The sequence below is a fragment of the Anabaena sp. CS-542/02 genome (assembly GCF_028331085.1).
GTDB classification, from domain to species: domain Bacteria; phylum Cyanobacteriota; class Cyanobacteriia; order Cyanobacteriales; family Nostocaceae; genus Anabaenopsis; species Anabaenopsis arnoldii.
In genome coordinates this window covers 15,396-34,552 of record NZ_JAQMTM010000073.1, presented here as the reverse complement: position 1 = coordinate 34,552, position 19,157 = coordinate 15,396, and the positions used below count along the sequence as shown (strand labels likewise).

General features: G+C 42.9%; 21 protein-coding genes, 1 tRNA gene and 1 other RNA gene. 7 read left to right on the top strand and 16 right to left on the bottom strand.

The window, feature by feature from the left end; genetic code table 11:
- Positions 1-116: 116 nt before the first annotated feature.
- Positions 117-1,064: an isoaspartyl peptidase/L-asparaginase gene (locus tag PN447_RS07930; protein ID WP_271762179.1), complete on the top strand. Its 948-nt coding sequence runs from the start codon at positions 117-119 to the stop codon at positions 1,062-1,064.
- A 285-nt stretch (positions 1,065-1,349) separates the two neighbouring features.
- On the opposite strand, the gene PN447_RS07925 is transcribed toward PN447_RS07930, so the two are convergent.
- From PN447_RS07925 to PN447_RS07915, 3 genes are all read right to left on the bottom strand, one after another.
- On the bottom strand, positions 1,350-1,772 hold the full coding sequence (locus tag PN447_RS07925) for a DUF29 family protein (RefSeq protein ID WP_271762177.1): 423 nt from the start codon (positions 1,770-1,772) through the stop codon (positions 1,350-1,352).
- A gap of 42 nt (positions 1,773-1,814) precedes the next feature.
- Entirely contained in the window at positions 1,815-3,167 is a 1,353-nt protein-coding gene (gene glmU / locus PN447_RS07920) for a bifunctional UDP-N-acetylglucosamine diphosphorylase/glucosamine-1-phosphate N-acetyltransferase GlmU (protein ID WP_271762176.1), read from the bottom strand.
- A gap of 72 nt (positions 3,168-3,239) precedes the next feature.
- Positions 3,240-4,124, bottom strand: a complete 885-nt coding sequence (locus tag PN447_RS07915; RefSeq protein ID WP_271762175.1) for a tRNA (5-methylaminomethyl-2-thiouridine)(34)-methyltransferase MnmD — start codon at positions 4,122-4,124, stop codon at positions 3,240-3,242.
- Between PN447_RS07915 and PN447_RS07910 the strand changes: the two genes are divergently transcribed.
- A complete protein-coding gene (locus PN447_RS07910) occupies positions 4,123-4,944 on the top strand; it encodes a sulfurtransferase (protein ID WP_271762174.1) in 822 nt (273 codons plus the stop codon). The two genes, PN447_RS07915 and PN447_RS07910, sit on opposite strands and share 2 nt — an antisense overlap.
- Here PN447_RS07910 and PN447_RS07905 read toward each other — a convergent pair whose 3' ends face one another.
- The 3 genes from PN447_RS07905 to nifJ all read right to left on the bottom strand — a co-directional run bounded on the left by PN447_RS07905 (position 4,945) and on the right by nifJ (position 9,489).
- Positions 4,945-5,268, bottom strand: a complete 324-nt coding sequence (locus PN447_RS07905) for a hypothetical protein (RefSeq protein WP_271762173.1) — start codon at positions 5,266-5,268, stop codon at positions 4,945-4,947. It lies immediately after the preceding gene.
- Positions 5,269-5,422: 154 nt separating this feature from the next.
- Entirely contained in the window at positions 5,423-5,614 is a 192-nt protein-coding gene (locus PN447_RS07900; protein WP_271762171.1) for a hypothetical protein, read from the bottom strand.
- A gap of 326 nt (positions 5,615-5,940) precedes the next feature.
- Positions 5,941-9,489 carry a pyruvate:ferredoxin (flavodoxin) oxidoreductase gene (gene nifJ, locus PN447_RS07895; RefSeq protein WP_271762170.1) on the bottom strand — a complete coding sequence of 1,183 codons (3,549 nt, stop codon included), beginning with the start codon at positions 9,487-9,489 and terminating at the stop codon, positions 5,941-5,943.
- 320 nt (positions 9,490-9,809) lie between these two features.
- Here nifJ and PN447_RS07890 point away from each other — a divergent pair, with 320 nt between their 5' ends.
- Positions 9,810-10,550, top strand: a complete 741-nt coding sequence (locus PN447_RS07890; protein WP_271762169.1) for a cytochrome c biogenesis protein CcdA — start codon at positions 9,810-9,812, stop codon at positions 10,548-10,550.
- Positions 10,551-10,553: 3 nt separating this feature from the next.
- The gene (locus PN447_RS07885; RefSeq protein ID WP_271762168.1) at positions 10,554-11,924 is read left to right on the top strand and encodes a cytochrome c biogenesis protein; all 1,371 of its coding nucleotides are present in this window, start codon (positions 10,554-10,556) and stop codon (positions 11,922-11,924) included.
- A gap of 35 nt (positions 11,925-11,959) precedes the next feature.
- On the opposite strand, the gene queF is transcribed toward PN447_RS07885, so the two are convergent.
- The 5 genes from queF to PN447_RS07860 form a co-directional block, all read right to left on the bottom strand.
- Positions 11,960-12,376, bottom strand: a complete 417-nt coding sequence (gene queF, locus PN447_RS07880) for a preQ(1) synthase (protein WP_271732352.1) — start codon at positions 12,374-12,376, stop codon at positions 11,960-11,962.
- A 23-nt stretch (positions 12,377-12,399) separates the two neighbouring features.
- The gene (locus PN447_RS07875; RefSeq protein WP_271762167.1) at positions 12,400-12,798 is read right to left on the bottom strand and encodes a hypothetical protein; all 399 of its coding nucleotides are present in this window, start codon (positions 12,796-12,798) and stop codon (positions 12,400-12,402) included.
- 210 nt (positions 12,799-13,008) lie between these two features.
- Complete coding sequence (locus PN447_RS07870; RefSeq protein ID WP_271762166.1) at positions 13,009-13,407, bottom strand: phasin family protein; 399 nt, start codon at positions 13,405-13,407, stop codon at positions 13,009-13,011.
- A gap of 26 nt (positions 13,408-13,433) precedes the next feature.
- An RNA gene (ffs, locus tag PN447_RS07865) (signal recognition particle sRNA small type) lies at positions 13,434-13,530 on the bottom strand.
- 37 nt (positions 13,531-13,567) lie between these two features.
- Positions 13,568-13,834, bottom strand: coding sequence for a YciI family protein (locus PN447_RS07860; protein WP_271732357.1), 267 nt, complete (start codon positions 13,832-13,834; stop codon positions 13,568-13,570).
- 144 nt (positions 13,835-13,978) lie between these two features.
- On the opposite strand from PN447_RS07860, the gene PN447_RS07855 reads away from it, so the two are divergent.
- Positions 13,979-14,260, top strand: coding sequence for a small RNA NsiR4-regulated ssr1528 family protein (locus tag PN447_RS07855; protein WP_271732358.1), 282 nt, complete (start codon positions 13,979-13,981; stop codon positions 14,258-14,260).
- Between the two features lie 63 nt (positions 14,261-14,323).
- Here the strand turns inward: PN447_RS07855 and petA are convergent, their stop codons facing one another.
- Both petA and petC read right to left on the bottom strand, forming a co-directional pair.
- Positions 14,324-15,325, bottom strand: a complete 1,002-nt coding sequence (petA, locus tag PN447_RS07850; protein ID WP_271732359.1) for a cytochrome f — start codon at positions 15,323-15,325, stop codon at positions 14,324-14,326.
- Between the two features lie 60 nt (positions 15,326-15,385).
- On the bottom strand, positions 15,386-15,925 hold the full coding sequence (gene petC, locus PN447_RS07845) for a cytochrome b6-f complex iron-sulfur subunit (RefSeq protein ID WP_271762165.1): 540 nt from the start codon (positions 15,923-15,925) through the stop codon (positions 15,386-15,388).
- A gap of 229 nt (positions 15,926-16,154) precedes the next feature.
- Here petC and PN447_RS07840 point away from each other — a divergent pair, with 229 nt between their 5' ends.
- Positions 16,155-16,463: a DUF3067 family protein gene (locus tag PN447_RS07840; RefSeq protein ID WP_271762164.1), complete on the top strand. Its 309-nt coding sequence runs from the start codon at positions 16,155-16,157 to the stop codon at positions 16,461-16,463.
- A 345-nt stretch (positions 16,464-16,808) separates the two neighbouring features.
- On the opposite strand, the gene PN447_RS07835 is transcribed toward PN447_RS07840, so the two are convergent.
- Both PN447_RS07835 and PN447_RS07830 read right to left on the bottom strand, forming a co-directional pair.
- Positions 16,809-16,881, bottom strand: a tRNA-Phe gene (locus PN447_RS07835).
- Between the two features lie 88 nt (positions 16,882-16,969).
- Positions 16,970-17,839, bottom strand: coding sequence for a metal ABC transporter permease (locus tag PN447_RS07830; RefSeq protein ID WP_271762162.1), 870 nt, complete (start codon positions 17,837-17,839; stop codon positions 16,970-16,972).
- Positions 17,840-18,018: 179 nt separating this feature from the next.
- Between PN447_RS07830 and PN447_RS07825 the strand changes: the two genes are divergently transcribed.
- Positions 18,019-18,282, top strand: a complete 264-nt coding sequence (locus PN447_RS07825) for an ArsR/SmtB family transcription factor (protein ID WP_334311089.1) — start codon at positions 18,019-18,021, stop codon at positions 18,280-18,282.
- Positions 18,283-18,354: 72 nt separating this feature from the next.
- On the opposite strand, the gene PN447_RS07820 is transcribed toward PN447_RS07825, so the two are convergent.
- Positions 18,355-19,122 (bottom strand): metal ABC transporter ATP-binding protein, encoded by a 768-nt coding sequence (locus tag PN447_RS07820; RefSeq protein ID WP_271762161.1) that lies wholly within the window; start codon positions 19,120-19,122, stop codon positions 18,355-18,357.
- Positions 19,123-19,157: the final 35 nt, after the last annotated feature.

Below are 19,157 nucleotides of genomic sequence, written 5' to 3'. Positions count from 1 at the left end.
CATGAGGGGAAAAGACCCCGTACATGGTTGAGCTGCTGGCGAATCATAATTAATTCATCTAACTTGATATAAGACCAATTCCAAGTAAGACGCACATAGCGCAAGGGTGATAAATCATGAGGGTGCAACCAAAAGTAATTATTCATGGGGGAGCTGGTAGTTCTCTCCAAGGTAAAGGGGGTTTAGAGTCCGTACGCCGTTCACTACATACCATAGTCGAGGGGGTTTATTCTCTACTACTGTCAGGCGCAACTGCATCTGAGGCGGTGTTGCAAGGTTGCAGAATGTTAGAAGATAACCCCCGCTTTAATGCTGGTACTGGTTCGGTGCTGCAATCGGATGGTCAAATTCGTATGAGTGCTTCCTTGATGAATGGTGCATCGGGGCGCTTTAGTGGTGTAATTAATGTTTCACGGGTAAAAAATCCCATTGAGTTGGCACAATTTTTACAAAGTTCTCCAGACAGGGTACTGTCAGATTATGGGGCGGCGGAACTAGCACGGGAGTTACAAATTCCCAGTTATAATGCTTTAACTGATTTAAGATTACAAGAATGGATACAAGAACGCCAGGATAATTTTCAAAGCACTATGGCTGGTGTGGTGGCAGAACCGGAATTAGCCCCAAGTAGTAATGCAGGGCGGGGGACTATCGGCGTAGTAGTTTTAGATACTTATGGTTGTGTGGCTGCGGGTACTTCTACCGGCGGTAAAGGCTTTGAGCGCATTGGTAGAGTCAGTGATTCTGCTATGCCGGCTGGTAATTATGCTTCTAGTTATGCTGGGGTTAGCTGTACCGGTATTGGGGAGGATATTATTGATGAGTGTTTAGCCGCTAAGATTGTGGTGCGGGTAAATGATGGTATGTCTCTCAAGGATGCAATGCAGCGCTCCTTTACGGAGGCGAGTCAAAATCATCGGGATTTAGGGGCGATCGCACTAGATGCTACTGGGGTAATAGCATGGGGTAAAACCAGTCAAGTCTTACTTGCTGCCTATCATAATGGTGAGGCGATTGGTGATACTTTGGAATGGAATGATGGCCAGTTAATCGGTTATTGTTAAATTCGCCCCAAGGCTATCTAGTCCCCTCCCCTTGGGTTAGGGGCTCACAGGGGTAGGTTTTTAATATGATCTGTGAAGGGAAGACCACCGAAGACAAGGAAGGAAAGTGGACAACGAAGATTTTATACGGACAATGGTCTTTTAATGGGCTATTTTTGTGACTAAGAATACAGACTTTGTACTGTTTTCCTCCCTTGTCACCTTGTCCACCTTGTCCACCAAGTCTTACCCTCACGACAATGTAAAAAACCTACCCTTGTAAGAGGGTTAGGCTGGGGTGAGACTTCAACCATGAATGAGTTGTAAAGCCTGCGTTAATATTTCTGATTCTTCAACCATAGCGGCTAATTCTTCAGCTTCATAACGCCCTTCAAAGGCTTCTACGGATGCTTTTTTGAGTGCTATTTCATATCCTTGTTGGAGAATATCGCGCATTTGTGCATAGTTGAGATAATTACCCCCTGATTTGCGCCGCTGATTGATTTTTTTGATTTCCCGCACAGCATTGGCCATGGAAATCTCCCAAGAGCGAGTTAAACGTTTTTCTGCTTGCTGTTTAATTAAGTGGATGAGAAGAATAACCCCATAACTATCAATTTTATTGATTTTGTCGCTGAGGCTCATTTCTTCTAACTCATCCACCAGCAGTAAAGCTTGCTCAATTTTGCCTTGTTCTAGAAGTCGCCTGAGTTCTAGTAGTTCTTCCATGTTGAAGACGAGAATTTGGGCTAAAATATTAATCTAACTAATTTAACCATCCTTTTTTATCTGCCAATCTGGTTTGACTACCTGACGACTACGAGCAATTACCAAGGAATTATCAGGAACATCTTCTGTGACAGTGGAACCTGCGGCTACGTAAACATCATCACCTAAAGTCACCGGTGCTACTAAAACACTATTAGAACCGGTTTTAGTGCGATCGCCTATGGTGGTATGATGTTTGTTCACACCGTCATAGTTAGCGGTAATTGTCCCAGCGCCAATATTGACTTGTTGACCGGTGGTTGTATCGCCTAAGTATGATAAATGTGCCGCATTAGTGCGATCGCCTAACTGAGTATTTTTCAATTCTACAAAATTACCGACCCGGCAATGACTACCTACCTCTGCATGACCCCGTAAATGAGCATAGGGACCAATTTTACTACCCGTCTGCACCACACTATCAGTAATTACCGAATACTGCACCCTGACATTTTCACCCAAGTGGCTATTTTCAATTAAACACCCAGGTCCAATGCGACTCCCGGTATTAATAAAAGTATGACCTCGCAGGTGGGTTTGAGGTTCAATAATCACATCTGCCTGTAACTCTACCGTATCATCAATAGTGATGCTGTGGGGGTCAATCAGGGTAACACCAGCAGTCATCCATTTTTCCTTGACTCGCCCTTGTAAAATTTCGTATGCTGTGGCTAATTGTAGGCGGTCATTAATGCCTAAAATTTCTTGGTAATCTTCCACATCCACAGCCATCACCTGACCCACTTGAGTCACAGCATCAGTGAGATAATATTCCTTCTGAGCATTATTTGCTTGTAGGTGGGGTAGAACCTGCTCTAATTCCGGCCAACTAAAACAGTAAACCCCCGCATTAATGCGGCGATTTTGTCTTTGAGCAGCGGTACAGTCCTTATGTTCTACAATTTGCTGCACTACATTCTCACTATTACAAAAAACCCGCCCATAGCCTTGGGGTTCAGGAACGTGAGAAGTCAGGATAGTAGCGGCGTTATGATTGTCTTGGTGAGTTTGTAATAAGTTTTTGAGGGTCTGAGTGCGTAATAAAGGGACATCCCCATTTAAAACCAGCAAATCCCCAGTATAACCCTGTAAATGGGGTAGTAGTTGCTGGATAGCGTGACCTGTCCCCAGCTGCGACCTTTGTTCCACAAACTCTAACATAGGGGATTTGATGGCGGTTTTCACTTCTTCACCCTGATACCCTACAATCACCATCCGTCGTGAGGGTAAAAGCGGTTCTACACTGTCAAGAACTCTTTGTACTAGCGATCGCCCCCCCAAATGGTGTAAAACCTTGGGTAAGTGTGATTTCATCCTTGTACCCCGTCCCGCCGCCAGAATTGCTACAACTACCATAATTTAGTTATCATAGATTTGGCCTCAAATCATACCAGCTTATCAATGTGATGTCATATAGCTGATGTGAGACTATTTTCCTGAAAACCAGCGTTTGCGCCAACTAGAAGTAGGTTCTAGGGGAGAAACTTCCTGTTCTTGGTTCCGTCGTCTGAGGATGACATCAGCAGCATCTATTAATTGTGGGTCGCGGTAAGGAACAGCAGCACGGGTGTGTAAATGCTCTTTTTCCGATTCACCAAGCGGAGGGAGACTATTCCCAGGATATGCCGCAATTGTACCAGGCGATCGCCTGCCCACAGGAGGAGTAGAACCGATTTCTAACCCCGCAGCTAATAGCGCCGTGCGCACCGCAGCAGCACAAGAATAAGTTGCTAGCAAACCTTGGGGATGTAAACACCCAGCTACCTTTTGCATAAACTCCACAGTCCATAACTGAGGACACCGGGGAGGAGAAAAGGGGTCTAAAAAAATTGCATCAGCGAGAAACCCTGATTTATGTACCTGGGTAATTAAATTTCTCCCATCACCAATCAGCAGTTTCCCCTGAAACCGATTTGTTTTCACTTGCTGCTCAACAGCCAATTGAGTTAAAATCGCTGTATACTCATAGTGCCAATTATCAAATAACCCATGGGCGATCGCTGCTTGTGGTACAGATGGATTCAGTTCTAAGCCAATTAACTCTACATCACAATGGGGATTCACCGCCCAAATTGTCTGCAAAGCGGCGGCTGTGTTGTATCCTAGACCATAGCAAATATCTAAAATTCGCAAACTTGGTTTAACAGCAGAGGTTTCTAATCCAGTAGGAACTACAAACTTTAAAAAACTTTCCTGTTTAGCTCCAAAATGGCTATGAAACAATTCACCAAACTCATCAGAGATAAAGGTGAATGAACCATCTGCTGTTACTTGTGGTTTAAATTCTTCTAAATTTGGCGTTGCACTTGTCATGAATAACACCCAAATTGCTGTTTCCCCTGCTTGGTTATTTGCACATCTTAACGATCCAGATATCGTTATTGTTGATTGTCGCTTTTCTCTGGCTCACCCACAACTAGGAAAACAACAATACCAAGCCACTCACATCCAGGGTTCCTATTACCTAGATTTAAATTTAGACCTTTCTAGTCCTGTAGGTCAACATGGCGGTAGACATCCTTTACCAAATGTCCATGATTTCGCCGAGAAATTAGCAGCAATCGGGGTAAATTCTCAAAAAACTTTAGTTGTAGCCTATGATGATTCCCGCTTCGCCTTTGCATCCCGTCTGTGGTGGTTATTACGCTACCTAGGACATCAGCAAGTAGTCGTATTAGATGGAGGGTTTACAGCATGGCAACAAGCTGGTTATCCTGTCACCGATATCATACCCCAACCCAGACCAGGACAGTTTGAACCAATGGTAAATCCGGACTTATTAGTAAACTATGAAACCGTCAAAACTCGCAAAGACCTACCCACAGTCACCTTAGTAGATTCCAGAGAAGGCGATCGCTACAGGGGAGAACGAGAACCAATAGATAAAATTGCTGGTCACATTCCCGGTGCTGTTAACTATCCTTGGTTGGAAATTACCGACTCATCCGGCTATTTACTTTCACCCTCACAGCAACGCCAAAGATGGGATAAACTAGCAACATCCCCAGAAATTATAGTTTATTGTGGTTCCGGTGTCACTGCCTGTGTAAATTTACTTTCCTTAGAACTAGCTAATATTCACACCGGAAAACTTTATGCTGGTAGTTGGAGCGATTGGATTAGTTATGATTAGTTATTTACTCCCATCTTCCAAATCGGCTATGGCGTAAGCAAACTCACTAAAAGCAGTTTTAATTAACATCTCTTTCATACTTCTGTCTAACCGAGAGTTGCGGATGATATCAGCTAACTCCACAAACAGCAAAGAAAACATATAACGGTCTTGGCGCTCAACCTGTTTCAAACAAGATAAGATAAAACTATAAAGCTCTGTTTGTCGTGGTTTAGTTTGTTCGTCCCACATTTTCAAACCAAGGCGGAAAGTTTTCAGGCGAATTTCATTACTGTTATAAGACGTATCTTTGTAGCGAACTGATACGCGCTGGGGGATGTCCATAAGTTTTAGAGATGGAGACTTGAGATAAACTATTATCCATTTGTTTTTTGGTCAATCCGGACATTTTTGATGTAGAGATATAGAAATACCACATCTCCACATCAGATTATCTCCTATCCCTCATGAACTCAGAGAGTTTGCAGGGTTAGCTAAGTTAGAATCTATCACCAAAGTCATCCTCAAATCCATCGCCAAAGCCGCCACGTCCGCCTCTTTCACGGAAGTAGGAACCACAACGGGGGACGATGACACGCCGAGGACAGCGTCGTCTTCCTCCACAGAGCAGCTGTTGCTCCTGTGTAGTCAATTCAACCATAAATTCTGGTGCGATGACTGCTAATGTCATAATTTTTTACCTCACTTACAAATTAGGCGGTAAAGATATCGCTACCTAACTACATAACTGTAAGAACTGCTGATGAATAATTCATAACACTCAAGGTATAACCTCTACTCTACCCAAAGACCAACCTATTCAAACAGTCAGGTGTTTGACTAGTAGTTTATATGATCATGGGCGGGTAAGATGACCTGTTAATGATTTGGGCATTTAGATTAGAATATAATCAGGACTTACGCAACTGGCACAGGCGATCGCGAAGCGCTGGATAAAAATAAAAATCCCCTCCCAGCTTGCGGGGTGGGGTATCAATTGTCATCAACAAGGAAATATTACCGATTAGCCAAATATTGATACATTTGCCAACGGGCGTTAACTTCTCCTTGGGCTTGGTCTAACAACTGTTTAGCAAGTTCCGGGTGACTCTTGGTTAACATCTTGAAGCGATTTTCTTGATACATGGATGCTTCTACCGATTGGGTAGGCGATCGCATATCCAATTGCAGAGGATTTTTACCTTGAAGTTGCCACTCTGGGTTATGGCGATACAACAACCACCGACCTGATTCTACCAGAGATTTCTGATGATTCATCCCTGTAGTCATATTAATGCCGTGGGCGATGCAATGGCTGTAAGCAATAATCAATGAAGGACCATCAAAAGCCTCTGCTTCCAGAAAAGCCTTGAGGGTATGTTCATCTTTGGCACCCAAAGCCACACTAGCCACATAAACATTACCATAGGTCATAGCCATCAAACCTAAATCTTTTTTAGGTGCGGGTTTACCACTAGCAGCAAACTTCGCCACCGCTGCCTTGGGCGTGGCTTTGGATGATTGCCCCCCAGTGTTAGAATAAACTTCTGTATCCATGACCAAAATATTCACATTTCGCCCACTGGCTAACAGATGGTCAATACCGCCAAAGTCAATATCATAAGCCCAACCGTCACCGCCCACAATCCAAACACTCTTTTTGACTAAATAGTCAGCTAGGGACTTGAGACTGTGAACTTGGGAGATGAGACGGGGGTCAGAAGTGGTAATTTGCTCTAACTGTTGTTTGAGTAACTCTACCCTTTCCCGTTGTTCCCAGATTTCCGCCTCTGATGTTTGTGTAGCATTCAACAGAGAGCTAACAAGTTTTTCTTCTAGTTCACTTCCCAAACTTTGCAATAACTCCGCTGCAAATTCCGCCTGTTTATCCAAAGACAAACGGAAGCCAAAACCAAACTCGGCGTTATCTTCAAATAAACTATTAGACCATGCGGGTCCGCGTCCTTGAGCGTTGGTTGTCCAAGGAGTAGTAGGGAGGTTTCCCCCATAAATAGAAGAACAACCCGTCGCATTCGCAATCACCGCGCGATCGCCAAACAATTGTGTTAATAACTTTAAATAAGGTGTTTCACCACAACCCGCACAAGCACCGGAAAACTCAAACAGTGGTTCTTGTAGTTGTTGTTGGCGAATTTGGTTCACCTTTAACTGTCTGCGGTCAGGGTGAGGTAAACTCAAAAAGAAATCCCAGTTTTGCCGTTCTTGTTCCCGTAAAGGTAGCTGCTGCGCCATATTAATGGCTTTGTGGGACAGTTCAACCTTACTTTTAGCCGGGCAAATATGTACACAGATAGCGCATCCTGTACAATCTTCTGGGGCGACTTGAATCGTGAACTTCTGCTGACTAAAACTTTTATCCTTAGCATCCACAGATTTAAAGCTACCCGGTGCATTAATTAACTCATCCGGTAGATAAACCTTAGCCCTAATAGCACTGTGGGGACAAACCATCACGCACTTACCACATTGTACGCAGATATCCGGTTCCCATACAGGTATATCTTCAGCAACATTACGTTTTTCCCATTTAGCTGTACCAGTAGGAAAGGTTCCATCAGCAGGTAATGCACTTACAGGTAATTCATCACCACGCCAAGCCATGATTTCACCCAGGACATCCCGGACAAATTCCGGCGCACTGTCTAGTAATTCCAGCTTTTGGGTTTTGACCTTTGACTTTTGCACTGTTGGGGGTATATCAACTTTATGTAAGTTAGTCAGGGTGTTATCTACTGCTTGTAAGTTCTTCTGGACAACTTCCGACCCTTTCTTACCGTAAGTCTTTTTAATAGCTGTTTTAATTTTAGTAATTGCTTCCTCTTGGGGTAACACACCTGCTAAGGCGAAAAAGCACACCTGCATAATAGTGTTAATTCTCCCACCCATACCACTGTCACGGGCGACTTGGTTGGCGTTAATAATGTATAATTTCAGTTGTTTACTGATAATTTCTTCCTGGATTTTGGGGGGTAAATGTTCCCAGACTGTATCCGCACTATAGGGACTATTCAGCAGTAAAGTGGCTCCCGCAATCGCCGCTTTTAATACATCTACCCGTTCCAAAAAGCCCCAATGATGACAACCAATAAAGTTAGCTTTGTCTATGAGGTAAGTGGAGCGAATTGGTACCGGACCAAAGCGCAGGTGAGAAACCGTCATTGACCCAGACTTTTTGGAGTCGTAGACAAAGTAACCTTGGGCGTAGTTGTCGGTTTCTTCCCCAATAATTTTAATAGAGTTTTTGTTAGCACCTACTGTACCATCAGCACCTAAACCATAAAACATCGCCCTAACAACGTTATCTGCTTCCGTGGAGAAGTTGGGGTCAAAACTCAAAGATGTATGATTGACATCATCATTAATGCCAATAGTAAAGTGATTTTGCGGTTCTGCTTGCGCCAGATGATCAAAAATTCCCTTGACCATAGCTGGGGTAAATTCCTTGGAGGACAGACCATAACGACCACCAATAACTTTGGGCTTATTTCCCCCTGCTTCATGAATGGCGGTGACTACATCTAAATATAAGGGTTCCCCCGCGCTCCCCGGTTCTTTGGTGCGGTCAAGGACGGCGATCGCCTCTACACTCTTAGGTAAGACCGCCATAAATCTTTCCACATCAAAGGGGCGATAGAGTCGCACTTTCAGCACTCCCACCTTTTCCCCCAAGGCGTTGAGATAATCTACAGTTTCATGGACAGTTTCACAACCCGAACCCATGAGAATAATTACCCGTTGTGCATCTTCTGCGCCGTGGTATTCATAGATTTGGTAATATCTGCCTGTAATTTCCCCAAATTCATCCATGAGGCGTTGGACAATAGCAGGAGTTGTGTTATAATAAGGGTTAGCAGCTTCCCGGGACTGAAAGTAAATATCGGGATTCTGGGCAGTACCCCGCAATAACGGACGGTCTGGGGTGAGGGCGCGGGCGCGATGGGCTAAAATTAGATTTTCTTTAATCAGCGATCGCAATTGTTCATCTGATAATAAATTGACTTTCTGCACTTCATGTGATGTGCGGAAACCATCAAAGAAGTGCAGAAATGATACACGTGTTTCCAGAGTAGCAGCTTGGGCGATGAACGCAAAATCATGACTTTCCTGCACCGAAGCGGAACACAACAGGGCGAAACCTGTAGCACGGCATACCATAACATCACTATGATCACCGAAAATTGATAAAGCGTGGGTAGCCAAAGAACGCGCGGCGACATGAACCACAGTACTAGTTAATTCACCGGCGATTTTGTAGAGGTTAGGTATCATCAACAGCAACCCCTGGGAAGCGGTGAAAGTGGTACTCAAAGAACCCGTTTGTAACGCTCCATGTACAGCAGCAGCTGCGCCACCTTCACTCTGCATCTGGACGACGCTAGGAATAGTATTCCACAGGTTGGGACGGTTTGCAGCTGACCAAGCATCTGCCCATTCACCCATGGCTGAGGAGGGTGTGATAGGATAAATGGCAATTACTTCGTTTAATTTGTACGCAACACGCGCAACAGCTTCATTACCGTCAATGGTTGCAAAGTTCTGGTTCATGTGTGTTCTCTTTCTTTTGTGTGTAGCGATAGAGAATTTGGCAGATTTTATATGTATTTATCTATAATTTTGACTCTGTTGGGAATTCTATCATTTGCTAAATTTTGACATCTGTTGTAAATTGAGTTTGCACTCACTGTAATTGGTGTTTGATGGTTAGGGTTTGGCGGTGTTGCTGATGAGTTTATGGGGTTGCGGTTCGGGTTTTTTAACGCCAAGGTATGCAAAGGTGATAGTTAACCATCTGATTTTAAGTTCAACAGTCCTCCCATAATCAGCTAGAATGCTAATATAATAAGCGTTTGCCGTTTAAATATCCCATGCTGGAGACTCTACAAACACGATTTTACGAACTAGAACAATTTGCCAACGGCTTAGTATCTTCCCAACTTACCCACGTCAGTCTACTAAGTATTGGGATAATTTTTGCAGCTGGTTTACTTACTAGTCTTACTCCCTGTATGCTTTCTATGCTCCCAATTACCATTGGTTACATTGGGGGTTATGAAGCCAAAGGCCGCTTACAAGCAGCAGCTCAATCTACATGGTTTGCTTTAGGTTTAGCAACTACCCTGGCAGGTTTAGGGATTGTAGCAGCTTTTGTTGGTAAAGTCTATGGTCAAGTGGGAGTCGGTTTACCAATTATCGTCAGTATGATCGCCATTCTCATGGGGTTGAACTTACTAGAAGCATTACCCCTAAAATTTCCATCTTTAGGTGAAACTAAGTGGATTTCCTCAGATTTACCAGCGGGTGTGCGGTCTTATTCCCTGGGTTTAACCTTTGGTTTGGTTGCTTCTCCTTGTAGTACTCCAGTTTTAGCCAGTTTACTGGGTTGGGTGGCTAGTACACAAGATTTAATTATGGGCGCTGTGTTGTTACTATCATACACAGCCGGCTATGTAGTACCTTTGATTTTAGCCGGTACTTTTACTGCTACTATCAAAAAGCTCCTGGAACTACGGCGCTGGTCTGGTTGGATTAATCCAGTTAGTGGGGTGCTATTGGTTGGATTTGGTGTATTTTCTTTAATTTCGCGATTTCCCTTGAGCAGTTTTTAAGCAATGACTATAGAGAATTCAGCATTTACAGCATCTTGGTGGTCAATACCGGGGCGAATATTACGCAAGGAGGTTTTACCTGTACTCACTAATTTACGCCTAGCGATCGCACTTTTACTATTAATTGCTGTTTTTAGCATTAGCGGTACAGTCATCGAACAAGGTCAGTCACCGGCATTTTATCAGACTAACTACCCCGAACATCCAGCTTTATTTGGTTTTTTAACTTGGAAAGTAATTCAAGTCCTGGGATTAGACCATGTATATCGCACTTGGTGGTACTTGGGGTTACTGATTGTATTTGGTGCTAGTCTCACAGCTTGTACCTTCACCCGTCAACTACCAGCTTTAAAAACCGCTCGTCGGTGGAAATATTACCAAGAACCGCGACAATTTCAAAAGTTAGCCTTAAGTGCGGAATTAGATGATATTTCTGTGCAATCCTTAAAAGAAATCTTACACAAGCGCAAGTATACAATATTTCAAGAACCCGAAAAACAGGATATTCTTTACGCCCGCAAAGGAATTATTGGACGTATTGGACCTATTATCGTCCATGTGGGGATTGTCACCATCCTCCTGGGGGGAATTTTGGGAGCGATGACTGGATTTATTGCCCAAGAAATGATATCTAGTGGTGATACATTTCAAGTCAAAAACATTATAGACGCGGGACCATGGGCAAACTTCCAAAACCTCAAAGACTGGTCTGTGCGTGTAAATCGGTTTTGGATTGATTACACTCCCACCGGTGGAATTGACCAATTTTATTCCGATATGTCGGTAGTGAATAACCAGGGAGAAGAAATTGATCATCAAAAAATTTTCGTGAATCAACCCCTGCGCTACCATGGAGTCACATTTTATCAAACCGATTGGGGAATTTCCGCGATTCAGATTAAATTTAATAATAGCCCCATCTTTCAATTACCTATGGCTTCCTTAGACACCAAAGGTAAAGGGAGACTGTGGGGAAGTTGGATACCCACCAAACCAGACCTAAGTGAGGGGGTTTCGGTCATAGCCAAAGACCTGCAAGGAATGGTATTAATTTATGATTCCACAGGTAAACTAGTAGATACAGTCCGCACAGGAATGTCTACTAATATTAATGGCGTTAACTTAAAAATAGTCGATGTTATAGGTAGTACCGGATTACAAATCAAATCAGACCCTGGTATCCCCATAGTATACAGCGGATTTGCCCTATTAATGTTAGGCGCAACCATGAGTTATTTCACCCATTCCCAAATTTGGGCGTTAAAAACAAGCGATCGCCTGTATATTGGAGGTAAGACCAACCGAGCTCAAGTAGCATTTGAAAAAGAGATTTTAGAAATACTAGACACCCTCTCATCCCCAGCAAAAACATAAAAGCAGACAGAGGAACGCTTTGCGTACCTTTGCGTTTAAACATCCTTCTGGTGACGCACTTCCACCACAGTATGGACATTACCACGGGGGGTAAAATCTGCCTTAATAGTCACTGCTAGCGGGTCACAAGCAGCCACAAAATCATCTAAAATTTGGTTAGCCGACTCTTCATGAGAAATATAGCGATCGCGGTAACTATTAATATAGAGCTTCAAAGCCTTTAACTCTACCACCCGTTGATCTGGGACATAGGTAATATAAATCGTAGCAAAATCAGGATAACCAGAAAAAGGACATTTACAAGTAAATTCTGGTAAAGTGATACTCACATCATATCGCCGACCCACACGGGGATTAGGAAAAGTAATTAATTGACCTTCTGCAATTTCCCGTTCTCCATACTTCATTTCTGACTGTGACTCAGATACCGTTTCCGATGAATAATTGTTCATACTTTTAAAAATATATAATGGCTCTAATTTTCTTTTTCCCAATCAGGACAATTTTCATCATCCCACCCATGGGGATGCATAGCACAGACTAACAAATTACCACCATAAACTTGGCCGTGATAATTCTGACAACCTATACAAGCAGCATTCCTTTGTGGTGTTGCTTCTACTCCGTAGGGGAAACCAATATCTGTATCTACCATCACATCTTCCAGTTCCCAGTAAACCTCCAAAATAGGATCTGTTAGTTCCTGTAAATACTGGTCAATTTCCGTAGCTATATAATTTTGTACCTGATCAGATAATTCTTCGCTGACTTCAAAAAATCCATCTATCATGTCACTTACTTCCAGTAAAAAACGCTCTACTTCATCCGCTACAGTTTCCAGGATTTCCCCTAAGTTTTTTTGCCATTCTTCCATAAACCTACGCCCTTACTGAATATCAACAGGACGTTTAGTGCTACCAGGCTTGCACCACTATAATACATCCTAGTCAATGTATATTATCAAATTTCTGCACTTAAGATTACCGGTTTTCTGTGAAACTTCACTATCTCTGGTAAACCGGATGATTCATTTATCTTACTCAAACAAAAATACCCCAAGTTTAAGTATCTCTAGTATTAAATACTACTTATTATTTTTGCCTTGTTGCAGGTTTTTCAACTCTTCTTGTAGTTTGAGAACTTGATCACGCAGTTGCTCAACATTATTTGTATCTTGGGAATCTTTGACAGTTTCCCCTTCATCTTCTTCTTGTAAAATTTCGATGCGGCGGGGTTCAGAGGCTGGTTTTTGCTCCGGAGTTTCACTAGATTTTGGCGACTGTTGGGCTTGTTTCATCATATCTTCGACAAAACGCCGGGCTTCTTCCGTGTTCATTTCGCCCTTAGCCACCATGTCATCCGCCAGAGTCTGGATTTGCGATCGCAGTTCACCCAACTTACCCCCTGCTTTCTCAGTGGCGTAAGCAGCCAATCCTACACCCAAGTAAAAAGCTTTTTGAACAATATCTCCAAAACCAGGCATTGTTACTCAGCGCAGCTAAAAAATAGGGCGACCCGGATACTACGCCTACTATAAGCATCCCGTATTGCTGCTACCTTCCGGTCCTGACAAGATTTGGGCGTTACAGTCGCGTAGGTCCAGGTCTATGACTACTATAACACTAAAATACCCAAAGTGTGTGTTATTCCACAACAATTTTCCATTCATAAAGCTGATAAGTAACACAGCCATGCTGCACCAATGGGTCACGAGCCACAATCGACTCTGCTTCATCCCTAGAGTCCGCCTCAAACAGTAACATTCCGCCCCTGTCTTCTACCCAATAGCCTGTGCGAGCTTTGTGTCCTTGAGCAATCAAATCCTCAACATAGGCTTTATGGGCGGGGACATATTGGTCAAAGGTGGATTTATCAACTTTACCGGCTTCAATTTTCACAAACAAGGGCATTTAATTAGTACCTCGTAATTTTTTGTATCTGATTGTGAAGTAAAGTTACCTCAAAACTAGCTCATTCATCCGCAAGACTCGATATTTTTTCTTGATCCGGGAAAGACTGGTAAAATCTACCCAGAGAATTGAGAATAAAATACCATGAGTACAACTAAAGGTGCTGACGCCATCGATGAAGCTATCGCCCAGGGAATTGATTTTGATGGTTCCCCCATTCCCCCAGAAAAACTAGAACTGTATAATCAGGTGATGGGATTAGAGGCCAATAGACAACGCAGTGGTGTCTCAAATACCATGCGATCGCGGATTGTGCGCATTGGCGCTAAACACATTCCACAACCAGAACTAGATCAAATGCTCGTAGAAGCAGGTTTTGCGCCCCTCAAACCCAAAGAAATCGCTTTTTTCTACGCCGGCAAATAAGTTAACATACAAAAAAAGACAGGCATTTTGCCTGTCCTCATCCTCATTGATTTAGCAAAGAATTTAGAAATTAAGTTCAGCAGCTTGGACTTTTTCCACTTGCTTCTTCTTGAGCACAAGCATAACTTGAGCTAACATCACAAGAGCAATGAAGGCAATCAATCCTTGAACCCTTGCGGAATTTTGCAATACAATTTCTACATCTTTCTGACCAAATCCACCCACATTGGGGTTATTAGTCAAAGCATCACCAGCAGTAACAGATTGTCCTTCGGAAACAATCAATTCTGGACCGGGGGGAATGGTATCAATAATGGTATCGCCAGATTCTGTTTGGATGTTAACTAGATATTTGGCACTACCATATTCATCTTCTTGTTTCGCAATCTGAGTAATTGTACCAGTAGCGGAAGCATTGTAAATGGTATTATTGCTCTTTTCGCCAGTAGGATAAACTTGTCCACGTCCACGGTTTGCGCCTAGGTGAACTGAATATTTACCGAAGTGAATATTTTTATCGGTAGCTGGGTTAGGGGAAAGAACTGGGAAGACAATTTCTTGATACTGTTCACCGGGAATGGGTCCTACAAGCAGCACATTCTCCTGGTCTTCAGTGTAGGGTTGGAAGTAAACATCACCTACTTCCTCTTTAAGTTCCTCAGGAATGCGGTCCGCTGGTGCAATTTTGAACCCTTCGGGTAACATCAGTACAGCGCCGACATTCAAGCCAACTTTAGAACCATCAGCCCCAACCTGTTGCACGCTGGTATCATAGGGGATTTTCACCACTGCTTTAAACACAGTATCAGGTAGAACTGATTGGGGAACTTCTACTTCTGCTGGTTTAGCTGCTAGGTGACAGTTAGCGCAAACAATCCGCCCTGTCGGTTCCCGGGGAGTTTCAGGATAGGTTTGTTGAGCCCAAAAGGGATAAGCGGCGGCGCTTTGGGGTAAGGCTAGATCGCTAGTCAAGTAAAATGTTAAGGTAGCGATAGCTATGAGCAATGTTTTGACCATTGCTTTAGCAGTGCGAGTCACACTCGCTGTGGTACAGGCATTTCTCATCTCTATAAGGACAATGATTCTCTGGTTAACTGGTCATTGGTGATTAGTCCCGGCACTTAATTAAGACCACCAAGGTTCTTCACCGGTACGGAAGTCGGTTTCGGTCCAAGGGGTCAAGACGATTTTGTCATCTTCTGTTTTGGCGTGTGCGAGAGCTAAAGATAGCGGTGCAGGTCCTCTGACCACCTTACCAGTTGCATCGTACTGGGAACCGTGACAAGGACACTTAAACTTGTTCTCTGCTACATTCCAGGGAACAACACAGCCTAAGTGTGTACAGATAGCATTAATACCGTAATCACCAATAGCTTCTTTGCTTTCTACCACAATATAGGTGGGGTCTCCCTTGAGTCCTTGAACTAAGGGGCGATCGCCTACGTTATGGCTTTCCAGAAACTTACTTACACTAACATTATTACCCAACTCATCTTTTGCTGTCGTACCGCCACCCGCGCCACCGCTGGCAGGTGGAACAAAGTACTTGACTACAGGGTACAATGCACCCAGAGCCACACCAGTTACAGTTCCAAAAGTCAACAGATTCATGAACTGACGACGCCCCATATCGGGTACGTCCATTGATTCAGAAAATTGAGCCATAATCTACGCGCTCTTTGTGTATTTTGTTCATCATGCTTACAAGAGTACCAACACTTGAGCAACTCCTGTTTAAGTCGAAATGCTAAGGACTACAATGATGCTAAATTTCTTTATTTCAAGATATATTGAGCATCTGTTCTCTTAGCATTACATTTCTTTATATCTCTATCATACTTGAGTCACGGAACGTAACATCATAACTAAATGTAAAATCTAATGGAGGAAAGCTATGACAGGACAGGAATTACGCAAATTATTACTTGAGAAGTGGGGATACTCCTATGATCTGCAGTTCCGCCGCACAAAAGGCAAGATATTTCTACAAATCATGTGGAAGTATCTTGAGCAAGCTTCTTTTCCCTTGACTGAGGCGGAGTACCAAGAACATCTTGATAGCATTGCTAATTATCTTCATGCCTTGGGTGGTGCTGTGCAAGTGCAAACATTTATTACCCAAACCCGGGAGCGTCCCCGTTTAGGTAAGGCTGTGAGTATTCCTCTTGATTTAGGTGAACGCGCATCGGAATGGATGATGTGATATAATTCTCTACACCCCTACATAGACAATTAGGGGCAAGTATTAAAACTTTTATAGCACTACGCATACACGTTAGGACATCATAATTGTGGTTTTAAGGGAACAGGGAACAGGGAACAGGGAACAGGGAACAGGGAATGGGGAACAACAAGCAGGGAAATGTCCTAACACTTGTGGTTACTGCTATAGCAGCCAATCTGACTTGATATCTTGATATATTTAATAAAGTTGCCACAACCATCGTTTTTTTCTTTTAAGGATTCACCTATCTGACCTATCTGATGATTTCCCGTGATAATTACACCCTTGAAACTAATCAGTCTCAAGGTGTGTAATCAAATGAAATGCCAGGAACCAGACTTGAACTGGTGACACGAGGATTTTCAGTCCTCTGCTCTACCAACTGAGCTATCCCGGCTTGTTGATTTATTTAACCAACTATTACTTAATTTAGCACAGCAAAAAGAGTTTGGCAAGGGGTTGAAGGAAAAAAATTTCCCAAGATTTTAATTTAGTTTCAACTTCAACTTCACTGACAAGAAAACACCCAAAAAAAACAAAAACTGCACCACTACAATACTAGGCCCTGATGCCAGGTTAAAAACACCCGAAACCATAATACCAGCAATGCTTGTGGTAGAACCTATGATGATTGATAACACCAAAAAGCGGTGAAAGTGATGACTCATCAACTTGGCTGTAGAAGCGGGAATCACTAAAAAAGCATTGACTAGCAAAACACCAACAGCTGTAATTGTCACAGCCACAGCTAGGGACAGTAGCATCACAAAGGTATAGCGATACAATTGCACCGGAACCCCTTGTACTTGAGCTACATCCGGGTTAAGAGTCAGCAAAATTTGCTGTTGCAGGGTGGAAAATAAAAATACGCCACTGACTACCAGCAACACTAGCGTCACAATCAAATCTGTATTGTCGATGGCCAGAATATCCCCAAACAATACTCTCATTAAATTTCCCCGATAACCGGGGACGAAGCTAGTCAAGAGCAAGCCAATACTTAATGCTCCTGATAGCACTATTACCAGAACGCTATCGCTGGCTAAATCGGTTTTATCAATCAAATAAAGGACAACCACCCCAAATACTAATGTAAAGGGTAATAGCATCCAAGTTGGATCCAACTGTAGCAATACACCTAAGACCACACCGATTAATGCTGCATGACCCACAGCATGGCTGAAAAACGATAGTTGGCGCAATGTCGCAAAACTGCCCAGTAATCCCCCAAGTATTCCCATTAACACAGCACCGGCGATCGCTCGCAGCATGAAAGGAAATTGTAACAAATTTACTAAATCAGCACCGGGAGCGATCGCTACTAAGTTTGTCAGTAAAATCGAGTATAAGTACATAAGGACAATCTATATAAGGTAAATCTTGAAAAACTCCCATCAAACAAATAGGATGATTTAAATTAGATTTAATTTTAAAACTGTAAAACATTGAGTATAATTTAAGAAAGATTACTATAGATATTAGTATTGTGCAAGACTTAGCAGAACAAATTATCAGCCCCGAAAAAGCTCAACGTATGGCCGAATTTTTTAGCTTTTTAGGAGACCCTAATCGTCTGAGGATTCTTTCTTTTTTAGCGACCAAAGAACTGTGTGTAGGTGATTTAGCAGGATTACTAAACATGAGTGAATCGGCGGTTTCCCATCAGCTAAGAAACCTAAGAGCAATGCGACTAGTCCGCTATCGTAAACAAGGGCGTAATGTATTTTATCACCTCCACGATCATCATATTTTCCATCTTTATCAGGCTGTTGCTGAACATTTAGATGAACCAGAATAAAAACCAAAATCAAAGTTATGGCTGAATTTCATTAGCAGTAAATTACCATAATAAATACCCCCTCTGAAAATATTAATGCTGATGATGGTAAGGACTGAATCCTGGCCCATAGGTTGCTAATAGATTTTGGGGTGAAAGGGCAATTTCAGGTTTACCAGTACATACAACAGTTTGGTTCAGACACAGAACGCGATCGCAATGATGGCTGACCATATCAATATCATGGGAAACCTGTAGCACACTCCAACCTTCTTCGTGCTTTAACTCATTTAACAACGCGTAAAAATCTGTTATACCCTGGACATCAACCCCAGCAAAGGCTTCATCTAGTATCAATAATTGCCGAGGAGTGACCAAACAATAAGCCAGCAATACCCGCTTCAACTGACCGCCGCTCAGAGTTCCAATAGCTTTATCCTTGAGATGATAAACATCGGTTCGCCGCATCGCCTCCCCTATTGCTGCGGATTTTTGCCTATCTTTTCTCCACAAGGGAAAAAATAAATTTTGCTTTTTGTTGGGGTTTTCCCATCCCAGTCCCACTAATTCGCCTACAGAAATAGGGAAACTGCGGTCAAAGATAAAATTTTGGGGCATATAACCCAATCGGTGACGCAACTTTCCTAAATTGGTCATGGGGCGACCAAAAATTTCAATCTGACCACTACTGTGGGGAATCAAATTTAAAATTGCTTTTACCAAAGTACTTTTACCGGCACCATTAGGACCAACAATAGCCGTATCTGTTCCTGCTAGCAATTCAAATGTCACATCTCGAACAGCCAAATAACTGCCTTGATATACATTTAATCCTTCGACCTTTAAAATAGGAGACATCATTAGTCCTGGATTATCGGTAATTAATCATTAATATC

What these genes read in the sequence shown, in the direction of transcription:
- PN447_RS07930 (WP_271762179.1), top strand. Translation starts at nt 117, where the DNA reads ATGAGGGTGCAACCAAAAGTAATTATTCATGGGGGAGCTGGTAGTTCT.
- PN447_RS07925 (WP_271762177.1), bottom strand. Translation starts at nt 1,772, where the DNA reads ATGGAAGAACTACTAGAACTCAGGCGACTTCTAGAACAAGGCAAAATT.
- glmU (WP_271762176.1), bottom strand. Translation starts at nt 3,167, where the DNA reads ATGGTAGTTGTAGCAATTCTGGCGGCGGGACGGGGTACAAGGATGAAA.
- PN447_RS07910 (WP_271762174.1), top strand. Translation starts at nt 4,123, where the DNA reads ATGAATAACACCCAAATTGCTGTTTCCCCTGCTTGGTTATTTGCACAT.
- PN447_RS07915 (WP_271762175.1), bottom strand. Translation starts at nt 4,124, where the DNA reads ATGACAAGTGCAACGCCAAATTTAGAAGAATTTAAACCACAAGTAACA.
- PN447_RS07905 (WP_271762173.1), bottom strand. Translation starts at nt 5,268, where the DNA reads ATGGACATCCCCCAGCGCGTATCAGTTCGCTACAAAGATACGTCTTAT.
- PN447_RS07900 (WP_271762171.1), bottom strand. Translation starts at nt 5,614, where the DNA reads ATGACATTAGCAGTCATCGCACCAGAATTTATGGTTGAATTGACTACA.
- nifJ (WP_271762170.1), bottom strand. Translation starts at nt 9,489, where the DNA reads ATGAACCAGAACTTTGCAACCATTGACGGTAATGAAGCTGTTGCGCGT.
- PN447_RS07890 (WP_271762169.1), top strand. Translation starts at nt 9,810, where the DNA reads ATGCTGGAGACTCTACAAACACGATTTTACGAACTAGAACAATTTGCC.
- PN447_RS07885 (WP_271762168.1), top strand. Translation starts at nt 10,554, where the DNA reads ATGACTATAGAGAATTCAGCATTTACAGCATCTTGGTGGTCAATACCG.
- queF (WP_271732352.1), bottom strand. Translation starts at nt 12,376, where the DNA reads ATGAACAATTATTCATCGGAAACGGTATCTGAGTCACAGTCAGAAATG.
- PN447_RS07875 (WP_271762167.1), bottom strand. Translation starts at nt 12,798, where the DNA reads ATGGAAGAATGGCAAAAAAACTTAGGGGAAATCCTGGAAACTGTAGCG.
- PN447_RS07870 (WP_271762166.1), bottom strand. Translation starts at nt 13,407, where the DNA reads ATGCCTGGTTTTGGAGATATTGTTCAAAAAGCTTTTTACTTGGGTGTA.
- PN447_RS07860 (WP_271732357.1), bottom strand. Translation starts at nt 13,834, where the DNA reads ATGCCCTTGTTTGTGAAAATTGAAGCCGGTAAAGTTGATAAATCCACC.
- PN447_RS07855 (WP_271732358.1), top strand. Translation starts at nt 13,979, where the DNA reads ATGAGTACAACTAAAGGTGCTGACGCCATCGATGAAGCTATCGCCCAG.
- petA (WP_271732359.1), bottom strand. Translation starts at nt 15,325, where the DNA reads ATGAGAAATGCCTGTACCACAGCGAGTGTGACTCGCACTGCTAAAGCA.
- petC (WP_271762165.1), bottom strand. Translation starts at nt 15,925, where the DNA reads ATGGCTCAATTTTCTGAATCAATGGACGTACCCGATATGGGGCGTCGT.
- PN447_RS07840 (WP_271762164.1), top strand. Translation starts at nt 16,155, where the DNA reads ATGACAGGACAGGAATTACGCAAATTATTACTTGAGAAGTGGGGATAC.
- PN447_RS07830 (WP_271762162.1), bottom strand. Translation starts at nt 17,839, where the DNA reads ATGTACTTATACTCGATTTTACTGACAAACTTAGTAGCGATCGCTCCC.
- PN447_RS07825 (WP_334311089.1), top strand. Translation starts at nt 18,019, where the DNA reads ATGGCCGAATTTTTTAGCTTTTTAGGAGACCCTAATCGTCTGAGGATT.
- PN447_RS07820 (WP_271762161.1), bottom strand. Translation starts at nt 19,122, where the DNA reads ATGATGTCTCCTATTTTAAAGGTCGAAGGATTAAATGTATATCAAGGC.